Origin of the sequence: Ruegeria sp. HKCCE3926 (genome assembly GCF_017872515.1) — a bacterium.
GTDB lineage: Bacteria > Pseudomonadota > Alphaproteobacteria > Rhodobacterales > Rhodobacteraceae > Ruegeria.
In genome coordinates this window covers 294,985-314,928 of the sequence record NZ_JAEDOU010000002.1, presented here as the reverse complement: position 1 = coordinate 314,928, position 19,944 = coordinate 294,985, and the positions used below count along the sequence as shown (strand labels likewise).

Annotated in this window: 20 protein-coding genes; 9 read left to right on the top strand and 11 right to left on the bottom strand. The window is 58.5% G+C overall.

Annotation, left to right across the window (positions count from 1 at the left end; all coding sequences use genetic code 11):
* Positions 1-92: 92 nt before the first annotated feature.
* The 7 genes from I9184_RS09615 to I9184_RS09585 all read right to left on the bottom strand — a co-directional run bounded on the left by I9184_RS09615 (position 93) and on the right by I9184_RS09585 (position 5,595).
* Positions 93-470, bottom strand: a complete 378-nt coding sequence (locus I9184_RS09615) for a VOC family protein (RefSeq protein WP_171635920.1) — start codon at positions 468-470, stop codon at positions 93-95.
* 3 nt (positions 471-473) lie between these two features.
* The gene (locus I9184_RS09610) at positions 474-1,022 is read right to left on the bottom strand and encodes a thioredoxin family protein (RefSeq protein ID WP_209834023.1); all 549 of its coding nucleotides are present in this window, start codon (positions 1,020-1,022) and stop codon (positions 474-476) included.
* Positions 1,023-1,142: 120 nt separating this feature from the next.
* Positions 1,143-2,402: a TRAP transporter large permease gene (locus I9184_RS09605; protein ID WP_209834022.1), complete on the bottom strand. Its 1,260-nt coding sequence runs from the start codon at positions 2,400-2,402 to the stop codon at positions 1,143-1,145.
* A complete protein-coding gene (locus I9184_RS09600) occupies positions 2,399-2,932 on the bottom strand; it encodes a TRAP transporter small permease subunit (protein WP_209834020.1) in 534 nt (177 codons plus the stop codon). The genes I9184_RS09605 and I9184_RS09600 overlap by 4 nt, the downstream gene beginning before the upstream one ends.
* Before the next feature lie 63 nt (positions 2,933-2,995).
* On the bottom strand, positions 2,996-3,970 hold the full coding sequence (locus I9184_RS09595; protein ID WP_171723703.1) for a TRAP transporter substrate-binding protein: 975 nt from the start codon (positions 3,968-3,970) through the stop codon (positions 2,996-2,998).
* Between the two features lie 23 nt (positions 3,971-3,993).
* Entirely contained in the window at positions 3,994-4,536 is a 543-nt protein-coding gene (locus I9184_RS09590; RefSeq protein WP_152460347.1) for a 3-hydroxyanthranilate 3,4-dioxygenase, read from the bottom strand.
* A gap of 105 nt (positions 4,537-4,641) precedes the next feature.
* Positions 4,642-5,595 (bottom strand): dihydrodipicolinate synthase family protein, encoded by a 954-nt coding sequence (locus I9184_RS09585; RefSeq protein WP_171723704.1) that lies wholly within the window; start codon positions 5,593-5,595, stop codon positions 4,642-4,644.
* Positions 5,596-5,741: 146 nt separating this feature from the next.
* On the opposite strand from I9184_RS09585, the gene I9184_RS09580 reads away from it, so the two are divergent.
* From I9184_RS09580 to I9184_RS09540, 9 genes are all read left to right on the top strand, one after another.
* Positions 5,742-6,515, top strand: coding sequence for an aspartate dehydrogenase (locus I9184_RS09580; RefSeq protein ID WP_209834018.1), 774 nt, complete (start codon positions 5,742-5,744; stop codon positions 6,513-6,515).
* A 2-nt stretch (positions 6,516-6,517) separates the two neighbouring features.
* Positions 6,518-7,483 carry a LysR substrate-binding domain-containing protein gene (locus I9184_RS09575; RefSeq protein WP_209834016.1) on the top strand — a complete coding sequence of 322 codons (966 nt, stop codon included), beginning with the start codon at positions 6,518-6,520 and terminating at the stop codon, positions 7,481-7,483.
* Between the two features lie 81 nt (positions 7,484-7,564).
* A complete protein-coding gene (locus I9184_RS09570; protein ID WP_171635935.1) occupies positions 7,565-8,995 on the top strand; it encodes an NAD-dependent succinate-semialdehyde dehydrogenase in 1,431 nt (476 codons plus the stop codon).
* Positions 8,996-9,321: 326 nt separating this feature from the next.
* On the top strand, positions 9,322-9,669 hold the full coding sequence (locus I9184_RS09565) for a hypothetical protein (RefSeq protein ID WP_209834014.1): 348 nt from the start codon (positions 9,322-9,324) through the stop codon (positions 9,667-9,669).
* Complete coding sequence (glp, locus tag I9184_RS09560) at positions 9,662-10,906, top strand: gephyrin-like molybdotransferase Glp (protein WP_209834012.1); 1,245 nt, start codon at positions 9,662-9,664, stop codon at positions 10,904-10,906. The genes I9184_RS09565 and glp overlap by 8 nt, the downstream gene beginning before the upstream one ends.
* Before the next feature lie 213 nt (positions 10,907-11,119).
* Complete coding sequence (locus I9184_RS09555; RefSeq protein WP_209834010.1) at positions 11,120-12,370, top strand: sarcosine oxidase subunit beta family protein; 1,251 nt, start codon at positions 11,120-11,122, stop codon at positions 12,368-12,370.
* A 12-nt stretch (positions 12,371-12,382) separates the two neighbouring features.
* On the top strand, positions 12,383-12,670 hold the full coding sequence (locus tag I9184_RS09550; RefSeq protein WP_152460339.1) for a sarcosine oxidase subunit delta: 288 nt from the start codon (positions 12,383-12,385) through the stop codon (positions 12,668-12,670).
* Positions 12,667-15,621, top strand: a complete 2,955-nt coding sequence (locus I9184_RS09545) for a sarcosine oxidase subunit alpha family protein (protein ID WP_209834009.1) — start codon at positions 12,667-12,669, stop codon at positions 15,619-15,621. The genes I9184_RS09550 and I9184_RS09545 overlap by 4 nt, the downstream gene beginning before the upstream one ends.
* Positions 15,614-16,177, top strand: a complete 564-nt coding sequence (locus tag I9184_RS09540) for a hypothetical protein (protein ID WP_171635945.1) — start codon at positions 15,614-15,616, stop codon at positions 16,175-16,177. Before I9184_RS09545 ends, I9184_RS09540 begins: the two co-directional genes overlap by 8 nt.
* Here I9184_RS09540 and I9184_RS09535 read toward each other — a convergent pair.
* The 4 genes from I9184_RS09535 to I9184_RS09520 all read right to left on the bottom strand — a co-directional run bounded on the left by I9184_RS09535 (position 16,136) and on the right by I9184_RS09520 (position 19,878).
* Positions 16,136-17,167, bottom strand: coding sequence for a GlxA family transcriptional regulator (locus I9184_RS09535; protein WP_171635947.1), 1,032 nt, complete (start codon positions 17,165-17,167; stop codon positions 16,136-16,138). The genes I9184_RS09540 and I9184_RS09535 overlap by 42 nt on opposite strands.
* Positions 17,168-17,212: 45 nt before the next feature.
* On the bottom strand, positions 17,213-17,452 hold the full coding sequence (locus I9184_RS09530; RefSeq protein WP_171119331.1) for a hypothetical protein: 240 nt from the start codon (positions 17,450-17,452) through the stop codon (positions 17,213-17,215).
* 259 nt (positions 17,453-17,711) lie between these two features.
* Positions 17,712-18,869: an aromatic ring-hydroxylating dioxygenase subunit alpha gene (locus I9184_RS09525; protein WP_171723712.1), complete on the bottom strand. Its 1,158-nt coding sequence runs from the start codon at positions 18,867-18,869 to the stop codon at positions 17,712-17,714.
* A gap of 103 nt (positions 18,870-18,972) precedes the next feature.
* Positions 18,973-19,878 carry a LysR substrate-binding domain-containing protein gene (locus tag I9184_RS09520; RefSeq protein ID WP_209834007.1) on the bottom strand — a complete coding sequence of 302 codons (906 nt, stop codon included), beginning with the start codon at positions 19,876-19,878 and terminating at the stop codon, positions 18,973-18,975.
* Positions 19,879-19,944 lie beyond the last annotated feature (66 nt).

Below are 19,944 nucleotides of genomic sequence, written 5' to 3'. Positions count from 1 at the left end.
TCTATCAAGGACGACCCGCGAATTCCGGTCAAGTGTTCAATTTGAGGGTCAGGAAATTTCCATGCACGAAACTGTATCGGAGCCTGCCATCTCTATTCGTCGGTCCGAAAATCGATGTGAATGTGATTGCCGTCCGGATCCCAGACGTTCAACTGAACGGTGTCGATCGCCGTCAGTTCTACACGGCGATAGGAGACGCCATTTGTTTTAAGATGCGCTTCGAACCGATCCAACCCTGTCGCCGAAAAAGCGAAATGCTCAAGCTTCAGGTCTGCGTCCGAACCCGTGGCCTCGGCCTCGACACCGACCAGATGCACGAAAGCGTTTTCTTCGACATAAAGCCAGGCTCCGGGAAAAGGGAAGGGCGGGCGTGGCCCGACCCGCATCCCCAGCAAGTTGCAGTACCAATCGATCATCTCGTCCAAACGCGTGGTGCGGAGGTTGACATGATCCAGTGACGTGATCTCCATGGCCTAGCCTCGGGTCCATTTGATCGAACATCCCATTGATGGAATCTGGTCCTGGGGGCCTTGCCCGGTCTCGGCAATTTGCAGCATCGCATTGACCAGTTCTGGTTCGCGCTTGCCTGTCTGGCCGCGGCCCAGATTGTCCAGACGGCCCCGGTACTGCAACTTTCCATCCGCATTCAATCCGAAGAAATCCGGAGTGCAGACAGCACCATAAGCCGTTCCTACGGATTGATCCTCGTCCACGAGATATGGAAAGTTGAAGCCGTTCTGCCGTGCGAATTCCAACATGTTTGGCGGCGAATCTTCGGCGTAATCGCGATAGTCGTTCGACATGACCGCCAACACGCCGATCCCCTTGGACATCAGCAGGTCCGTGTCCTGGGCAAGCCGGTCCGTGATCGTTTTGACATAGGGGCAATGATTGCAGATGAAGGCGATTAGCAACCCGTTTTGCAGGTGATCGGACATCTTGAAGGCCTGACCGTTCGGGTCCTTGAGCGTGAAGTCCGGGGCTTCCCAACCGAAATCGCAGATCGGAGTGTCGAGCAGCATGATTGTCCTTTTTGTGACCAGTTGGCATGTTCAGGCCAGCTTAGCTTACGGGCGCAAACAAGTAGAGCGTGATTTCCGGCACCATGTTTGCGACGGAATGCGCCTGCAAACGTATCTGGTTCAGATCAGCAGCGTTGACAGGCTTGGGTAATAGCTTAGCAGAAGCAACACCAAAGTTACTGCGATCAGGAAAGGCCAAAGCGATTTCAGGATTGAACCGGGCGATGTGCCGCTCATGGACGAGGCGATGTACAATCCGATCCCGACCGGGGGCGTCAGCAGCCCAAGCACAAGGTTCAGGCAGGCAACAATGCCGAACTGATAGGGGCTGATATCGTATGAACCGGTTGCAATCGGCAGCAGGATCGGAGTGATCAGGATGATCGCGGCGATGCCATCGATCACCATTCCAACCAGCAAAAGCGCAAGGTTAACGATCAGCAGGAACACGAACGGGTCCGAGGTGACCGAGGTGATTAACCCAGCCAGTTGCTGCGGTATTTCCTCATAGATGATGACCCAGCCGAACACGCTGGCGGCCGCGATCATGAACAGGATCATCGACGCATTGGCCGCCGTGCGTTTGAACATCTGCGCCAGGTTGCTCGGCTTCAGGTCCCCGTAAACCAACCAGCCCACCAGAAACGCGATCAGGGACGCGATTGCAGCGGATTCGGTCGGTGTGGCGATCCCGAACAGAATGCCGCCTATGATCGACATCGGAATCAGCAGGGCAGGGGCCGCGCTGATCAAGGCCTGGACGGCTTGGGCACGCGTCATCCAATGCCCTTTCGGAAAGCTCTGCCACCACCCGATCAGGGTGATGACCGATGCAAACGCCCCGGCAAGGATCAAACCGGGCAGGATTCCTGCAATGAACATGTCACCAATCGGGATCTGAGCCAGAACACCGAAGATGACAAACATCATCGACGGCGGGATGACCGGAGCCAGCAGCCCGCCCGCGGCCGTCGTGGCAGCGGCGAAACCCTTGTCATAGCCCTCCTCCTCCATCGCGGGGACCATGGCGCGCGACATCACCGCGATCTGCGCCGTCGCAGACCCGATGATGGCCGCCATGAACATGTTTGCCAGCAAGTTGATATAGGCCAGCCCGCCGCGAAACCCGCCGACAAACACCCGGGCCAGCGCGACAAGGCGCCGGGTCATGCCGCCTTCGTTCATCAATTCTCCGGTCAACATGAACAGAGGAATTGCCAGCAGGCCGTAATTCTCAAGACCGCCGAACATTTTCTGCGCGAAGCTGTCATAAAGAACCGTGTTGCCGCTTTCCCAGATGTACCAGATGGCCGTGATTGCCAGCACGATCGCCACGGGCACGGACAGTAGTAAAGTGGCCAGAAAGACGATGGGGCTCATGGCTGTGCCCCTTTGCCCGGGGCGCTCAGCAGATGCATGGTGGAATGCAGCGTCGCGCCCACTGCGAAAAGCCACATCACCAACCAGAACAGGTACTTTGGCAGGCCCAAGGTCAGCGTTGGCTCGGCGTAGATGAAATTGAATGTCTGACCTTGAAACGCCGCCACGTCAAATCCGCTGCTGGCGATGTCCAGCGGAAGGAACCAGCGCCAGCAGAACCACAGCATCGCAAGGGAAAAAGCAAACACGACCACGTCCACACCCTTGCGGATCAATGGTTTCGCGCGTTCGGGCACGTTGTCGGAAACGATGGAGATCGACACAGAACTGCGATGGTGCAATGCGGAAGACGCGCCCAGAAAGGTCATCCAGACCATCGCGTAGATCGCCAGCTCATCAACCCAGAACAGGGCGTTGCCCGCCGTTCGCGTTACGACATTCAACAAGATCAGAACCGTAATGCAGACTGCCAGAAAGGCAGCGCACCACAACTCGACCCGCGCCAAGCCTGCCGACAGCCGATACAACATCGCTGTTCTCCCGTGAAAAAGGGCGCAGGATCGAGCTGCGCCCCTTTCGTCATGCCGTTTTCGTTATTTTGTTTCTGCCGCAGTCTGCCGCAAAGCGTCAAGGGAAGAGGTCTTCTGGGACCAGATCCCGTTCCACTCTTCGATCGCGTCGCCAAAGAACGAGGCATCGACCTTTTTGTAGGCTTTGCCAGTGCCCTCGATCTGCTCCAGCCATTTGGCATCGTTTTCGACGTAGGCATCAATGGTGCTGTCCACATGCTTGGCCATGAGTTCCGCGATCATCGCGCGGTCTTCTTCGGACAAACCAGCCCAGACCTTGGCCGATACCAGCCCGACCATCGGGAACATCATGTGATCCGACTGCACGATCGTGTCGGCGTGTTCATAATATTTCAGAACCCAGATCAGCTCGGCGTCCATGTCGATGGCGTCAACCTGACCATTGGCCAGCGCATCATAGACGGCAGGCAAGGGCATGGGCGTGGGTGCTGCCCCCACCGCGTTGTAGAAATCCAGAATCGGTGTGAAGGGCGTGATACGCAGTTTCAGGCCTGATAGATCTTCGGCGGAGGAAACCTCGCCCCGGCTGACGATCTGGCGCAATCCTGCCATCCCATATCCCAGTCCAACGACACCAACCTGCCCCGGCAAGGGTTCCAGCATGGACTTGGCCGTATCGGATCGCAGGATGCGCCCCGCGTGCCCAATGTCATCTGCCAGATAGGGCGCATAGAACGCCCCCAACTCGGGCGCGCGGTTGGAAACCTCGGCCACCGTCATGAAAGCCATGTCCAACGCGCCGGTCTGCAATTGTTGCAGCATTTCTGCCTCGTTCCCCAACTGGCGGGCCGGGAAGACCGATACCGAATGCGCGCCACCACTGGCCTCATTCAACTCGGCCCCAAACGCTTCGGCGGCTTTGGTCCAGATATGCGGCGGCGGCGTGATCAGACCTAACCGAAACTCTTCGGCGTGAGCGGCAACAGACGCCAGTGCCAACGCAGCCGCAGAGGCGGCGATTTTTACGAAATGTCTCATTACTTCCCCTGTTTGATCTTGTTTTACAACGTGACCCAGCCCTCGGGCGGTTCCTTTCCCGGGTGCACAGCCTGACAATTGGGGCAGGTGCGGTCTTGTTCCGAGGCATAGAACTTCTGATAAACCGGAGGCAGGTCATCAACGATGGACTTTAGCTGCATTTCCGCTCGATGCACCAGTGATCCGCATTCAAAGCAATACCATTCGATGGCGTCCAGCTCTCCGGTCTGGCGCTTGGGTTCAATCACAAGCCCGATCGAGCCTTCCTGAGGGCGCTGTGGCGAATGGCGTACATGCGGAGGCAGCAGAAAAACCTCGCCCTCACGGATCGGAACATCATAGAACTCCTCTCCGTCATAGATTTTCAGCACCATGTCGCCTTCAAGCTGGTAGAAGAATTCTTCCACCGGGTCATCGTGGTAATCGGTTCGCTTGTTCGGGCCACCCACAACGGTGACCATCAGATCGGCGTCTTCCCAAACCTGACGATTCCCTACGGGCGGTTTGAGCAGATGGCGATGCTCGTCGATCCAGGCCTTAAAGTTGAACGCTTTCAGTTTTGACATGTCCCACTCCCTATCCCTGAAAGTTTGGCGCGTTTTTCCATGACCGCAAAGAAATTATCAGCATCTCGCTATCCGATTTCCTTATACTGCCCGGCCTCACCCTGCTCAGACGCGCAGCCCGCATTCGTCGAACGCTTTGCGAATGATCGCTTTTTCCGCTTCGGTCAGTTCCAGCATCGGCGGGCGTACACGGCCACCGACCTGACCCAGCAACTCTTGCCAGTACTTTCCGAATGCAGTGGGTTTGCCCGCAGGGCGCGCGCGTTTCATCGCGTCGCGGACCGGGTTCAGACTGTCAAAGACACGCCGCGCTTCATCGGCCTTTCCCGCAAAGGCCAGACGCGTGTATTCGTTCATCCGCTGATCAACCTTGCTTTGCAGCTGATAGGGCGGGGACGAGCAGAGATACAACTTCCAGTCCAGTTCCAATATGTTGTCCAGCCATTCATGTTCGGCCGAGGTCGAGACATGGATCCTGTCGCCCACCATGTGGGTCAGCTTCACGTACATCTCACGCGGGACCGAGTATTTTATCGCAACGATATTGGGTAAGTCCGCAATGCGGGCGCATTCTTCGGGCTGCATCAAATAGCCACTGTCTGGATGGCTCCACATGGCGATGCCGATATCCAGTTCGTCACAAAAACGCTTGTAGTACTGGTACAAAACCTCTCCGCGATCCTGCACAAAGCTCAGAACCGGCGCGTGCAGAACGATGTAATCCGCGCCGCAATTCTGTGCGTGATGCGCCAGGTCCAAGGCCGTATTCATGTTCTGGTCCGAGACCGAGACGATGACACCGGCTTTGCCTGCGCATTCGTCAACGGCAATTTCGAAGTTGCGCTTGCGCTCTTCGATGCTCATCGAAAAGAACTCGCCCTGTTTGCCGGCGACGAAAAGGCCCTGGATGTCCAGATCGTCGATCCAATGGCGGATGTTGGCGCGCAGTCCCGATTCATCCAGAGACAGGTCATCATTGAACGGGTTCAGTGCCGCTGCCCATATCCCAGTCATATGTTCGCGGGCGTAGGCCTTCGCGTCGTGTTTTGAGTATTTCATTTCCAACGTGGTCCCCGTGGCTTCAACAGGAACAAAACACACCAGGCGGGTCGGTCCAGTGCCATTTCAGGGAAATGGATATCTGAAAAAAATATACCACAAACTTACCAATTCAGATTTTTTCAATGCTGGTCTAGGGTCCAGACATGAAGATCGCAGTCATCGGAACCGGCGCAATCGCGCAGTTTGTGCAGCGCATGTTGCCAGAACATGGGCATGAGTTGGCAGCCATTCTGGTCAGACCACACCGCGTTGATCCAAAATCGCCCAAGTCAATTGGTTCGGTTGATGACCTGCCGGCCGGAATCGAAATTGTTCTGGATTGCGCGGGGCACGAGGCACTGGCCGGTTTGGGGCCGGACATTCTGGCACGAGGGCTGGATATCATCAGTGTCTCTGCCGGCGCACTTGCGGATCAGCAGGTCAGTGATCGGCTGGACAGGGCCGCGCGAAAGGGCGGGGCGCGGCTGCATCTGGCAAGCGGTGCCATAGGTGGGCTGGACTGTCTCAGCGCCGCAGCGGTCGGGCCGCTCAAATCCGTCACATATGTGGGGCGCAAGCCGCCGGCGGGGTGGAAGGGATCCCTTGCCGAACACAGTCTTGACCTCGGCAATATCACCGCGGCTGAAACCCATTTTCAAGGTTCCGCAAGAGAGGCGGCGCTGGCTTACCCAAAGAACGCAAATGTCGCCGCCGCCGTCGCCTTGGCGGGCGTGGGGTTCGATAACACACAGGTTCGTCTGATCGCCGATCCGACGATCCACAAGAACATTCACGAGGTCGAGGCCGAAGGCGATTTCGGCACGTTTCAGTTCCGGATCAGCGGTACCGCGCTGCCCGACAACCCGCGAAGCTCGGCGCTTGCGGCCATGAGTGTGCTGTCCAAGCTGGATCAGCTTTGCAAGCCGATTGTGCTGTAGCCATGGTTGGGCGTCACTCTCGCATCGTTGACCGCGCCTTGACCCGCCTGAAGCTGCGGCAGCTGCGTCTGCTGGTTGCAGTTGGCGCGCATGGAAACATTCAGAATGCTGCGCGTGAGCTGGGAATATCTCAGCCAGCGGCAACCAAGATGATTCAGGATCTTGAACTGGATTTCGAAGTCAAGCTGTTCACGCGCACCAACCGAGGCGTTGTGCCAACGGTTTTTGGCGAAACTCTCATACGTCACGGGAAACTGATATTTGCTCAGGTTTCCAATGCCGCGCAGGAACTGGACGACCTGAACGAAGGAAATTCCGGCCGTGTCGTGGTGGGAACACTGCTTGCGGCGTCAACCAGCCTGCTACCTGCCGCCATTGAACTGCTGCTGGAAGGCCGCCCGAACGTTGCGGTCAAGATCAGCGAAGGGACAAACGAGGTGCTCATGCCCCGGCTGCTGTCGGGTGAGATTGACATGGTTGTAGGACGCCTGCCGTCGCACCGGCATCGCGACAAGATTCGACAGGAAAAACTGTTCGAGGATCGGATATTGGCCATTGTCGGCCCTCAACACCCGCTTGCTGAGCGGGACGCCGTGACCTTTGCGCAAACCAAGCCGTTTGGCTGGATTCTTCCCCCGCAAGAGACCACGTTGCGACGTCAGGCGGATCATTTTTTCGTCGGCCAGCAGCAATACGTGCCACCGGTCGCCATTGAATCCGTGTCCTACCTGACGAACCGGGCGCTGCTGCAATCCCGCGACCTGATCGGCCTTATGCCGGCCGAAGTCGTCGTCCAGGATATCGAAAACAACCACCTTGCCCAGCTCACCTGGGAGGTTCCGTTCGGGCAGGGACCAATTGGAGTGTCTTTCCGCGCCGACGACGATCTGTCGCCCGCTGGGCGCGCTTTCAAAACGGCCCTGCATCGGGCGGCGCAGAGCAGACAGACCAGATATCCGCCAATTTGATATCCGTATTCGCGCAATGCGCTTGAACTCATGCGAGGCATCGCGCGATCAAAAATCAAGGCAAATGGAGGCGCCAGTTTCATGTATCCAGAGCTCAGGCTGTTCATTGGCGGCACGTGGCGAAAAACCGGGCGCGATATCCCGGTTGTCAACCCGGCAACCGAGGAAGAACTCGGTCGGTTGCCTTGCGCATCGGCGAAAGACCTGGACGACGCGCTGCAAGCGGCCGTCGAAGGCTTTCGACTGTGGCGCCGCACATCGCCGCGGGAACGCGCGGATACGATCCTGCGGGCGGCAGCCCTCATGCGTCAGCGGCAGGAAGAAATCGCGCATTCCATTACTCTGGAGCATGGCAAGCCTTTGAAGCAGGCCCGGCTGGAGGTCATTCGCGGCGCCGAGTTCTTTGAATGGGACGCGGGCGAGGCGATGCGGACCTATGGCAGGATCATTCCGGCGGCGCAGGGTCACAAATTTGCAGTTCATCACCAGCCTGTCGGCGTTGTCGCGGCATTTTCGCCGTGGAACTTCCCCATGAGCCAACCTGCCCGGAAAATCGCGGGTGCTTTGGCCTCGGGCTGTTCAGTGATCCTGAAAGCGGCAGAAGAAACGCCTGCCGGCGCTTTGCACATAGCAAAAGCGTTCGAAGATGCCGGTCTGCCGGCAGGGGTTCTGAATTTGGTGTTCGGTGAACCATCCGAGATATCCGGCCATCTGATCCCGCAGGACCCCGTTCGCTTGGTGGCCTTCACCGGATCGACAACCGTCGGGCGTCATTTAACCACTTTGGCGGCCCGGCACGACACCCGAGTGCTTATGGAGTTGGGTGGCCACGCGCCGGTCATCGTTTGCGAAGATACGGATGTGCAATCGGCGGCCGTTTCAGGCGCGGTCCGCAAAATGCGCAATGCCGGTCAGGTCTGCACATCCCCAACCCGTTTCTTCGCGCATGAGAGTATTTTTGACGCCTATGCGGCCGGATTTGTTGCGAGGGCCAAGGCCACAGTTGTCGGCAATGGGCTTGACGCAACCGTTGAAATGGGCCCAACGGCCAACGACCGGCGCGTGCCAGCCTTGTCAGAGCTGGTTGAAGACGCAGTGGCGCAGGGCGCAACGCTTGCCACAGGTGGATCGCGGCTGGGTGAGCGGGGATATTTCTTTGAACCCACGGTGTTATTGAACGTTCCTAAAGCGGCGCGGATCATGCGCGAAGAGCCGTTTGGACCGGTTGCGGTGATCAACCCGGTGGCTTCGCTGGATGAGGCGATCGCTCTGGCGAATTCAGTTCCCTACGGGCTGGCGGGGTACGCTTTCACCAATCGGGCGGATTACATCGACCGTCTGATCGACGAGGTCGAGGTCGGCAATCTCTCGATCAACACACTTGAAGCATCCATGCCGGAAACGCCCTTTGGGGGCGTGAAATCCAGTGGCTATGGTCGGGAAGGCGGAACCGAAGGCCTTGAGAATTACATGACGGTCAAGAACGTCTGGCATTCGGCCAGGATCTGCTGAAAAAGATCCCGACACCTGCACTTGTCGACTTTTCGCGACCAAGCCAGCCTTTTTCCTTTCGAAATCGACCAAAGGGCCAGCGCTGCGATTGTGATTTCATTACTTGCGGAACCGAAAAACGCGACAATGTGCCCTTTCTGATGGGACGCCCGAACGCGGATCATGACCTATGTCAATGACAGTAAACCCGCCTTGCTGTCCATTGGCCGGGAATTTCTGGCCGGACCGTGCGACAAAACCATCGCGTCCTTTTGCCGGTGATGATCAGCGTTTTGGCTGACCTGCGGGGGGTTTCCCGCCGGGTGGCCTGAGCTCCGGAGGGACGGATGAACACTTGGCTGACGCTATCTGCACCAATCCCTGCCAAGGATACCGAGGGCTTCGAGAGAATGGCTGGGCTGCCCACCGTAACGTCCACCTTTGGCATGAACTCTGACTGCGCGCGCGAGTCTGAGCTTTGCGGCCAACCCGAGCAGGATTTGTCGTCCGTGAAAGAAGGCGATGACGGCACAGGTCGCGCCGCACATGGTCGGCATAACGTGGGTACGCTGCCGGTCGTTGCTGATCCCAGCTCGGACTTGGAAAAATTCAACGACGGCCTGCCCAATCTGGATCCGGACGAACAGCCGGGATTTGCAGGACGCTTAATATTTTCGGAGATTCAAAATGGCTGATGGATGTGCCTGTGACCGCCACGCCCACATGTATCTGACTGTCGAGGACGCCCTTGAACGCGGTCTTTCCGTCGCCGATCCTGTTGCCGAAACCGAGATTTTGCCGCTGGAACAGGCTATAGGCCGGGTTCTGGCCGAGGATTGCGCCAGCAAGGTTGATATGCCTGCCTTCGACAACTCGGCCATGGATGGCTATGCCATCCGCACCGGTGATCTGGGTGACGGGCCGGTGTTCGAGCTGCCCATCGCCGGGCGCGTGGCTGCGGGTGACTGCGGCGACCATGATGCACCCGAAGGCAGCGCTTTGCGCATTTTCACGGGCGCTCCGGTGCCACCTGAATTCGATGCCGTGCTGATGCAGGAAGATTGCGATCTTTTGATCGACAGGATTCGATTCAGCCGCCGCCCGAAACCCGGCCAGCATATCCGACGCGCAGGGGAAGATCTTTGTGCCGGGGGTCCGATCCTGCGACGCGGCTGTGAAATTGGACCGCGCGAGATGGCCGCCCTGGCATCCGCCGGGTATGGTGAGGTCCTGGTGTTTCGAAAACTGAAGGTCACGATCTTTTCGACAGGCAGCGAACTGCGTCAACCGGGCGAACCCCTCGACCCCGGCCAAATCTACAACTCGAACCGTTATATGCTGCTGGCGCTGTTGCAAAAACCCTGGATCGAACTGATCGACCGGGGACCGGTCGTGGATGACCCGACCCGTCTGGAACAGGTTCTGCGCGAGGCATGCGTTGCCTCGGATCTCATCGTCACGACCGGGGGCGTGTCCGTCGGGGATGAAGATCACATGCCCCGGCTGTTCAGCGCGATTGGCGGCGAAACCGATGTCATGAAAGTGGCGATGAAGCCCGGTAAACCGGTCATGTTCGGGCGGCGCGAGCGTGCTCTTTACGTTGGCCTGCCCGGCAACCCGGTGTCAGCCTATGTGACATGGCAGATAATCGGGTCGCAGATGATGGCGCGGCGCGCAGGCTTGTGCCACAGACCTCAGGTCCCTGTTCAGGCCGTGCTGGCCGAACCGGTGCAGCGTCGCGCGGGTCGGCAGGAATATCGTCCGGTCCAGATTGACGGTACCTCGCCGCGTGGCCTTCCCAATGTACGTCTGATGGCGCCCTCCTACAGTGGCCGTGTTGCCTTGCTGGCGCAGGCAGACGGGTTGGCGATCATACCGGCCGAGATCGAAGACCTGCCCGCCGGGCATTCGATTAAATTGTTGAGGTTCTGATCTTCGCACCAGGTGCGTTGCTTTTTATCCTGCAACCTCAACGCTGCGGTCATGGTGGGCACCCGGAAAATTGCCCGGTCGCGCGCCAATCAATCCCAATACCGGCCTGAAAATTGTCGCAACCGATAAACTCCGTGACGGATTACGTCGTGACTGGGGCTTTCCCGGCGGCACATGATGCTTCGGCGCACTGAGGGTTAAGGACACAAATTCATGCGGTATTCGGCACTCGCGATCATGCGGCAGGTTTTGCAAGGGCACCGGGGCTGGACACCGGCTTGGCGTGATCCCGAGCCTCAATCAAGCTATGATTTCATCGTGATTGGCGGCGGCGGCCATGGCCTTGCGACGGCATATTATCTGGCCAAGGAACACAACGCCGCCAAGGTGGCCGTTTTGGAAAAAGGCTGGATCGGTGGCGGCAACGTCGGGCGCAATACAACGATCATTCGCGCCAATTACCTGTTGGATGGCAACCAGCCATTCTATGAGCTGTCGCTGAAACTGTGGGAAAATCTTGAACAGGACCTGAACTATAATGCGATGGTCAGTCAGCGCGGTATTCTGAACCTCTGTCATACGGACGCGCAGCGTGACGCGTATCGTCGTCGTGGCAACGCGATGATGTTCACCGGCTCTGGGGCCGAACTGCTGGATGCAGAGGGCGTTCGCGCGATGTATCCGTTCCTGAACTTTGACGATGCGCGCTTTCCGATCAAAGGCGGTCTGTTGCATCGCCGCGGTGGTACGGCGCGTCATGACGGTGTCGCTTGGGGCTATGCCCGTGCCGCGGATCAACGGGGGGTCGACATCATCCAGAATTGCGAAGTCACCGGGTTCCGCATCGAAAACGGAAAACTGCTGGGCGTTGAAACCACACGGGGTTACATCGGCGCCAAGAAGGTGGGCGTGGCGGTTGCCGGGTCTTCCGGGCGCGTGATGGCACAGGCGGGGATGCGCCTGCCGATCGAAAGCCACGTGCTACAGGCCTTTGTGACCGAAGGGCTGAAACCGGTGCTTGACGGGGTGATCACGTATGGCGCCGGACATTTCTATGTCAGCCAATCGGACAAGGGCGGTCTGGTCTTTGGCGGCGATATCGACGGCTACAACACCTATGCACAACGCGGCAACCTGCCTGTGGTCGAGGACGTGGCCGAAGGTGGCATGTCCCTGATGCCGATGATCGGTCGCGCGCGCCTGCTGCGGATGTGGGGCGGCGTGATGGATATGTCGATGGATGGTTCGCCGTTCATTGATCACACCGGAATTGAAGGGCTCTATTTCAATGGTGGCTGGTGCTACGGCGGGTTCAAGGCAACGCCAGCATCTGGTTTTTGTTTCGCGCATCTGATGGCCACCGACCGACCGCATGACGTTGCATCTGCCTATCGTCTGAACCGGTTCAGAACCGGGCAGATGATTGACGAAAAAGGCGTGGGCGCACAGCCCAACCTGCACTGAGGAGGCCCGGACATGATCATCAATCATCCACTGCTTGGCCCGCGTGACGCGTCCGAATTCACCTATCTGGGCGACGCAAGTCTGATCAATCGGCCCGACTGGCAATCCGACACGGCCGCCGCCGAGTTTCACGACTATGTCTACCTGCGCGACAACCCGGCAGGAACCCACCGAGAGCTGTGGTTTCACGAGCAGGGCGACCGCTCGTGGCTGGTTGTGACACGCGACACGCTGACCCATGAAATTCTGGCTACAGAACTGGCGCGGGATGTAGCCCGCAAGACGGGACGGGGAAAATGACCCAGAACAATCGTTTGCAGGGCGGTCTGATCGACCGGTCCAAAAAGCTGCGTTTTACCTTCGATGGCAAATCCTACGAAGGCTATCAGGGTGATACGCTGGCCTCGGCGCTGCTGGCCAATGACGTGCGCCTGGTTGGCCGTTCGTTCAAATACCACCGTCCACGCGGTGTGCTGGCCTCGGGTTCGGAAGAGCCCAACGCGCTGGTCGAGCTGCGCACAGGCAACAGGCAGGAGCCCAACACACGCGCGACCACGGTCGAACTGTTCGACGGGCTCGAGGCGACATCGCAGAACCGCTGGCCCTCGCTCGCCTTCGATGCGCTGTCGATCAATGATCGGCTCTCGCCCTTTTTGACGGCGGGTTTCTATTACAAGACCTTCATGTGGCCTAAGGCGTTCTGGGAAAAGTTATATGAGCCGATGATCCGCAAGGCGGCCGGTCTGGGCAGCCTGACGCAGGAGGCCGACCCGGATATCTACGACAAGGGCTATTTGCATTGCGATGTCCTGGTTATCGGCGCCGGTCCCTCCGGCCTGATCGCGGCGTTGACGGCGGCGCGGTCTGGCGCGCGGGTCATTCTGGCCGACGAAGACAGCCGGATGGGTGGGCGTTTGTTGTCTGACTGTGACCGGTTCGAGGGCATTTCGAATGCCGATTGGGTCGCGCAGACACTGGGAGAGCTGGCATCGATGGACAACGTGCGCCTTCTGACGCGCACCACCGTGTTCGGCGCCTATGATCACGGCATTCACGGCGCGCTTGAGCGGGTCTCGGATCACCTTGCGGTGCCCGAGGCGGGGAAACCACGCCAGATTTTGTGGCGCATCTACGCGAAGCACACGGTGCTTTGTGCCGGCTCTGCCGAACGACCGATTGCTTTCGAAAACAACGACCGACCGGGCATAATGCTGGCGGGCGCGATGCGGGCCTATGCAAACCGCTGGGCCGTGACACCGGGCCAGCGCGTGGCGATCTTCACCAACAATGACGAAGGACACCGCGCCGTACAGGATTTGATCAAAGCCGGGATCAATGTTGTTGCCGTGATCGACCCGCGCCACGATGCACCGCGCATTGCCGAATGTGAATTGCTGGCCGGGGCGCAGGTCACGAATACGCAGGGCCGTTTGGGGCTGAAATCGATCACCGTGCAGATGGCCGATGGTCAAACCCGCCCCATCGAAGTAAGCGGTCTGGGCGTTTCGGGTGGGTGGAATCCGAATGTGCAACTGACATGCCATCAGCGCGGCCGCCCGCAATGGTTCGAACCGCTTGCAGCCTTCATCCCACCTGCCGAACTGCCCAAGGGTATGAGTGTCGCCGGTGCCGCCGCTGGCAACCTGACCAGCCACGGGGCGATCGCCTCGGGCACCAATGCGGCACTTGCGGCGCTTGACGGGCTGGGGATCAGGGCCTGCCCGGTCGACCTGCCGAAAGCCGAGGATGATGAGATCCGCATCACCCCGTTGTGGCATGTGCCCGGCAAAGGCCGCGCCTGGCTGGATTTCCAGAATGACGTGACCGTCAAGGATGTCAAACTGGCCGAACAGGAAGGCTTCCGCAGTGTCGAGCATCTGAAACGCTATACCACCCTTGGCATGGCGACCGATCAGGGCAAAACCGCGAATGTCGGCGCGCTGGCCGTGATGGCCGAGATCACCGGCAAGAGCATTCCAGAAACCGGCACGACCATCTTCCGGCCACCCTACACGCCCGTGGCGATGGGGGCCTGGGCCGGGCGCTCGGTCGGAAAAGAATTCAAACCCACGCGACTGACGCCCAGCCATCAATGGGCCGAAGAACAGGGCGCGGTATTCGTCGAGGTGGGCCTATGGCTGCGTGTGCAATGGTTCCCCAAGGCTGGTGAGACCCATTGGCGCGAATCCGTGGATCGCGAAGTTCTGGCCGTACGCAGCGGTGTCGGCGTCTGCGACGTGACCACGCTGGGCAAAGTCGACGTGCAGGGCGCGGATGCCGCGGAATTCCTCAACAAGATCTATTGCAACGGCTTTGCCAAACTGCCGGTGGGCAAAACCCGTTATGGCTTGATGCTGCGCGAAGACGGCATAGCCATGGATGACGGCACTGCCGCCCGCTTGGCCGAAGATCACTTTGTGGTCACCACCACAACCGCAAACGCGGTTGGTGTCTATCGCCACATGGAGTTCGTGCATCAATGCCTGTTTCCGGACATGGATGTGCAGATGATCTCGACCACCGACGCCTGGGCACAATATGCCATAGCGGGCCCGAAATCCCGTGAGTTGCTGCAAAGGGTCGTTGATGACGGCCATGACATCAGCAACGAAGGTTTTCCCTTTATGGCGTGTGGCGAGGTGACCATTGCCGGGGGGGTCCCGGCGCGGCTGTTCCGCATCTCGTTCTCGGGTGAGTTGGCCTATGAGCTGGCTGTTCCTACCCGGTACGGTGACGCGCTGATCCGACATCTGATGGCGCTTGGAGAGCCCTTTGGCGTAACGCCGTATGGCACCGAAGCGCTTGGCGTTCTGCGGATTGAAAAGGGCCATGCCACCGGAAACGAACTGAACGGAACCACCAGCGCCCACAATTTGGGCATGGGGCGCATGGTCTCAACCCAGAAAGACAGTATCGGTGCGACGCTCAGCGCACGCGAAGCTCTGACCGATCCGGATGGTCTGGCTTTGGTCGGCATTCAGCCGGTCAACAACGCCGATGCCGTGCTGGCCGGAGGCCATGTGTTCGACGAGGATGCGCCACACCTGCCGGAAAACGATCTGGGCTATGTCACATCGGCTGCCTATTCGCCGCACCTGTCCAGCAGCATCGGACTGGCCTTTGTAAAACGCGGGGCGCAGCGATTGGGCGACACCGTGCAGATTGTCAGCCCGGTGGATGACACCAACATCAAAGCGACGCTTGTCAGCGCGCATTTCGTTGACCCCGAAGGAGAACGGCTCCGTGCGTGATTTTGTTGCCAAGACCGCCATTGGCGGCAGTGAACCCAAACGGGACGTGGTCGGAACTCTGACCTTTCAGGAACGAGAGGATGTGGCACTGGCATCCGTCTCAGCCAGGCTGGGACACGAGGAAACCGTCAAAGCCAAACTTCAAACCGTTTGCGGAATCCCGGTGCCTGAGGCGGGGCGGTGGGAAAAGGGCGAAACCAGCAGCCTGCACTGGCTGGGCCCGGATCAGTACCTGTGCGAAGAAGCTTTTGCAGGCCCGTTGGAGTTGGCCAGGCGTATGGAAACCGAGCTGGTCGGCATGGCGTCGGTGACCGATCAGTCGGACGCGTTCACACGCATCGACATGACCGGGCAGGGTGCCACAGTCTTGCTGCAACGCCTGACCGTTCTGGATGTCGAGCAGATGCAGGCCGGAGCCTTCAACCGCACCGCAATCCATCATGTGGGGTGCCTGCTGCGCTGCAATGAGGCGAGAACGGATTTTTCGATCTACGCGCCACGCAGCTATGCGATTTCAGTTCACCACATGCTGATCGAGGTGGCCAGGGCCCTGTGAAGGACGGTGTCCTAAGGACAAAGCCGCGTGTCTGGCGCCGCGGCTTCGTTCCTTGCGTTCCTGAGCTGGCGGCAGACCGAATGCGCGCCGATAGTTGCTTGAAAACGAACTGGCGCTGTCATACCCGACCGAAAGCGCGATTTCCTGCAAAGGCTGATCGGTGTAAAGCAGCTTCTGCCGCGCCGCATCCAGTCGCAGTCTGCGATAGTACCCTCCGGGGCTGATCCCGGTTTCCTTCTTGAAATGCCGCTCCAATTGCCGGATGGACATGCCAACGCGTTTCGAAACCTGCTCGATCGAGATCTTGTTTTCGATGTTGTTTGCAAACAACTCGATGGCCCGCCGCACTGGGCGCGGCAGGGCATTGCGGGTCTGATTTTTGCTGTAGCCCGGCAAAACCTGCAACGTGTCCGCATCACGCAAAGTCGCGTATTGGAACCAGCAGGCCGTTTCGACGGCAACCGCATCGGACACCTCATCCGAAATCACGCCCAGCATGAATTCAAAAACCGCTGAAGTCCCGGCAAAGGACATTCGGTTGCGATCTATCGTATAGAGCGTGTCGCACAGGTTCACCCTGTCGAATTGTTCCTTCAAAGCAGCGGTATAGCAGAAATGCGCGCTACAGCTGTAACCATCGAAGAACTTTTCTTCCGCCAGCGCAAAAAGTGAACCGCTGACCGAACCGATCCGCGCGCCACGGGACAAAAGCCGTCGCAGCGCTCCGCCCGAAGCCTTGCGATCCTTCAACCGGGCTGAGGCCCCGGCAAAGACCAGCACGACGTCGGTTTCCTCCACCTCGGACAATGCCTTGTCAGGGTTGATGCTGAGGCGTGAGCTGGACATGATCTGTTGTCCATCTTCTGAAACGACAGTCCAGCCAAGACCATCGCTGCGGCTGATCTCATTGGCCACGCGCAGCGGGTCGATGGCCATGGACAGGGCAGCAAGCGGGAAATCTTCGAGGCACAGAAAGGTAAAATGGGTCATGCTTTGTCTCTTTGCCAGCACGATACCCCAACTACACCGATTTCGTCAGAACACCAAACGATGGGCGCGGCCGCGCTCGTATAGTTTTCGGTTCAACTCATCCGCTTCGGGCGCGCCGTATTCCAGCGCGAACACAAACGCATGTGTAAGATAAAAACAAGCAGCGTCGAGATCCTGATTTTGCTCGGCCCGGTCGGCTGCCTCGTGGTACAGCCGGATCAGCGCAGGCACATCATTATCCGCGTGAGCCTGCAACAGGTGCTTGTCGAGTTCTTGCAGATCCAAGGTCAGCCTCTTACCGGAAACGCTAAGTGTGTTGGCCTGTACGTAATCATCATACGCTTTCTACCTTTTTGCGCCTGAATCCTGATTTCCCAGCGCCGTCAACGATGCGGACCGGCCCTTGATGAACCCATCACACGCATCCGCACGCGTCTTTGCGCAATCTTGGAACATCGCCTGCATCTGCGATGTTCCTGATTGCAAATGACCGCGCAGGATACATCCGTGGCGCCCTCAGCCCATGATCCGGCCGGAAAGCCGCCTATGCCTCGGCACGGGCTTTTTCGATCTGAGTGGCCACCCAGTGGTGGAAACAATGCGTTGGGCCATCCATCGCGGGCGAGAAACGGCCGCCGTCGAATTTGACACCGTGACGGCCTTTCTGCATGCCCTCGACCACGAACACATCCTCTTCGAAAACGGTTTTCCAAAGCTGCGCGTTCTTTGCGCGCAACGCTTCGTGCTCGGGTGCGTCTTCCGGTTTTTTGGCGTAGTACAGCTCGATCCTTTCGTTTGACCGTTCATGCGTGATCGGATCGATGATGAAGGCAAATCCATGGTCGCGTTGAACACCCAGCAAGGTGTTCGGGTACACGACGATATATTCCGCCCCTTCGTTCCACTTTTCGCTCAGATTCTGGAAGTCATCCAGTTTTTCGCCGTTCTGACCTTCGAACTGGCGATAGACATAGGTGCCCTGACCCGAATACTTGCCCAGTTCATTGATGTTGTAGTGGTCTTCCAGGCGCGAATAGCTGTTGAGACCCGGGTGAACCCAGGGCAGGTGATAGCTTTCGCAGAAATTCTCGACCGCCAGTTTCCAGTTCGACTTCAGCTCAAGCCGGACAGACGCGCCGGCACCGCCATGATACATGGGCTGTTCAAAATCTTTCCAGCGTTCCATCAGCTCGCCATGAACCTCTTCGAACTCCGGGGCGTTTCCATCCACATTCACGAAGACAACATCGCGCCAGACATAGGAACGTATGCGGATCAGGCCCAGTTCAGCAAAGTCCAGATCTTCATGCGTGTTCTGTCCGGGGCCTCCGACATGCGGCGCCGTGCGCAGCTCGCCATTCAGGCCGTAACACCAGCTGTGATAGGGGCAACGGATCGCGCCGCGGATTTTCTGCGGCTTGTCGACCAAGATCATTCCGCGATGGCGGCAGGTGTTCTGGAAAACGCCGATCTGTCCGTCACGGTCGCGCACCATCAGAAGCGGCACGCCGAGAAAGTCGATCGGAAAGGCATCACCCGCTTCGGGAATGTCCTTGCCAAAACCGATGCCCGACCAGTTCGCGAACAGGACCGCCTCCCGTTCCTCGGCGAAGATATCGGGATCGATATAATGCTCGTTCGGCAGGCCCTTGGCGGTGTTTACCGGGGTCAGAACAGACGAAAGCGCTGAATGCTTGTTCATCGGTTGCTCCTGAGTAATTCGGAATGTGTTGAACGTTACCCCCATTGGCCGGTCGAGCCGGCTTCATTCAATATCAAAAAACCTCATGGCCGATTGAGGCAGACTAAACCGAACCGCCGGACAATTCATCCAGCAACCAGTTTTTCAGCGCCAGGGCACCTTCTGTCAGCTGGTCGTCCGGGCGACCGACGAGGTAAAAATTGTTCGGGGCAGGGATGCTGAATTCTTCTAGCACAACAAGTTTTCCTGATGCCAGCATGGGCTGGATCAAGCGTTTCCACCCCAATGCAAGCCCGGCCCCTTTGCGGGCCAACTGCAACGCCAGAGCATAGCTGTTTACGCGCGACTGTACCGGTACAACTCCGGTATATCCGAGGTCGTGAAACCAAGATGGCCAGGTGGTCCAGGTGTTGTCCTGCGTTTCAAGGTGGATCAGGCGACGTTCGACCAGGTCTTCCAGGCTTGCCCCCTTCAGTTCCAGGGCCATCTCGGGGCTACAGACCGGCGTCAGAGTATCGCGGTACAGTTTAGTATGGTTCAGCTGCGAGTTCACGTCACGACCGTAGCGGATGAAAAAGTCGATATCCGGCCTGTCCGAGAATGGCTTGTCCTGTGCCATCTGGTTCACTTTCACGTGCGGGTAGTCCTGCCAGAACCGGATGACCGACGGAGAAAGCCACAACGCCGCCACAGCGGTAGTGGACCCGACCGTCACTGGATTTTCTGAATCGCCGCTGCGAATCTTTTCGAGCACCTTCGATATCTGCCGGAACGACGAACCGAGCACCTCGAACAGGTCCTGGCCATCCTCGGTCAGTTCCACGCCCCTGTGCTTTCTGACGAACAGCGCCGAACCCAGTTCACTTTCCAGCGCCTTTATCTGGTGGCTGACAGCGCCCGGCGTAACCGACAGTTCGCTGGCCGCTTCTTTGAAGCTGAGATGCCGCGCGGCGGCCTCGAAGGCCGACAAGGTCGTGAGTGGTGGAAGATTATAGTGGCGTCGTGACATGGTTGCTGCGTTGCTCAAAAGGTAGAGGTGAGTTACATTCATCCGAATGTGAGAAATTTTGCAATT

Coding starts and splice junctions, on each gene's coding strand:
- I9184_RS09615 (WP_171635920.1), bottom strand. CDS start 470: ATGGAGATCACGTCACTGGATCATGTCAACCTCCGCACCACGCGTTTG.
- I9184_RS09610 (WP_209834023.1), bottom strand. CDS start 1,022: ATGCTGCTCGACACTCCGATCTGCGATTTCGGTTGGGAAGCCCCGGAC.
- I9184_RS09605 (WP_209834022.1), bottom strand. CDS start 2,402: ATGAGCCCCATCGTCTTTCTGGCCACTTTACTACTGTCCGTGCCCGTG.
- I9184_RS09600 (WP_209834020.1), bottom strand. CDS start 2,932: ATGTTGTATCGGCTGTCGGCAGGCTTGGCGCGGGTCGAGTTGTGGTGC.
- I9184_RS09595 (WP_171723703.1), bottom strand. CDS start 3,970: ATGAGACATTTCGTAAAAATCGCCGCCTCTGCGGCTGCGTTGGCACTG.
- I9184_RS09590 (WP_152460347.1), bottom strand. CDS start 4,536: ATGTCAAAACTGAAAGCGTTCAACTTTAAGGCCTGGATCGACGAGCAT.
- I9184_RS09585 (WP_171723704.1), bottom strand. CDS start 5,595: ATGAAATACTCAAAACACGACGCGAAGGCCTACGCCCGCGAACATATG.
- I9184_RS09580 (WP_209834018.1), top strand. CDS start 5,742: ATGAAGATCGCAGTCATCGGAACCGGCGCAATCGCGCAGTTTGTGCAG.
- I9184_RS09575 (WP_209834016.1), top strand. CDS start 6,518: ATGGTTGGGCGTCACTCTCGCATCGTTGACCGCGCCTTGACCCGCCTG.
- I9184_RS09570 (WP_171635935.1), top strand. CDS start 7,565: ATGTATCCAGAGCTCAGGCTGTTCATTGGCGGCACGTGGCGAAAAACC.
- I9184_RS09565 (WP_209834014.1), top strand. CDS start 9,322: ATGAACACTTGGCTGACGCTATCTGCACCAATCCCTGCCAAGGATACC.
- glp (WP_209834012.1), top strand. CDS start 9,662: ATGGCTGATGGATGTGCCTGTGACCGCCACGCCCACATGTATCTGACT.
- I9184_RS09555 (WP_209834010.1), top strand. CDS start 11,120: ATGCGGTATTCGGCACTCGCGATCATGCGGCAGGTTTTGCAAGGGCAC.
- I9184_RS09550 (WP_152460339.1), top strand. CDS start 12,383: ATGATCATCAATCATCCACTGCTTGGCCCGCGTGACGCGTCCGAATTC.
- I9184_RS09545 (WP_209834009.1), top strand. CDS start 12,667: ATGACCCAGAACAATCGTTTGCAGGGCGGTCTGATCGACCGGTCCAAA.
- I9184_RS09535 (WP_171635947.1), bottom strand. CDS start 17,167: ATGACCCATTTTACCTTTCTGTGCCTCGAAGATTTCCCGCTTGCTGCC.
- I9184_RS09525 (WP_171723712.1), bottom strand. CDS start 18,869: ATGAACAAGCATTCAGCGCTTTCGTCTGTTCTGACCCCGGTAAACACC.
- I9184_RS09520 (WP_209834007.1), bottom strand. CDS start 19,878: ATGTCACGACGCCACTATAATCTTCCACCACTCACGACCTTGTCGGCC.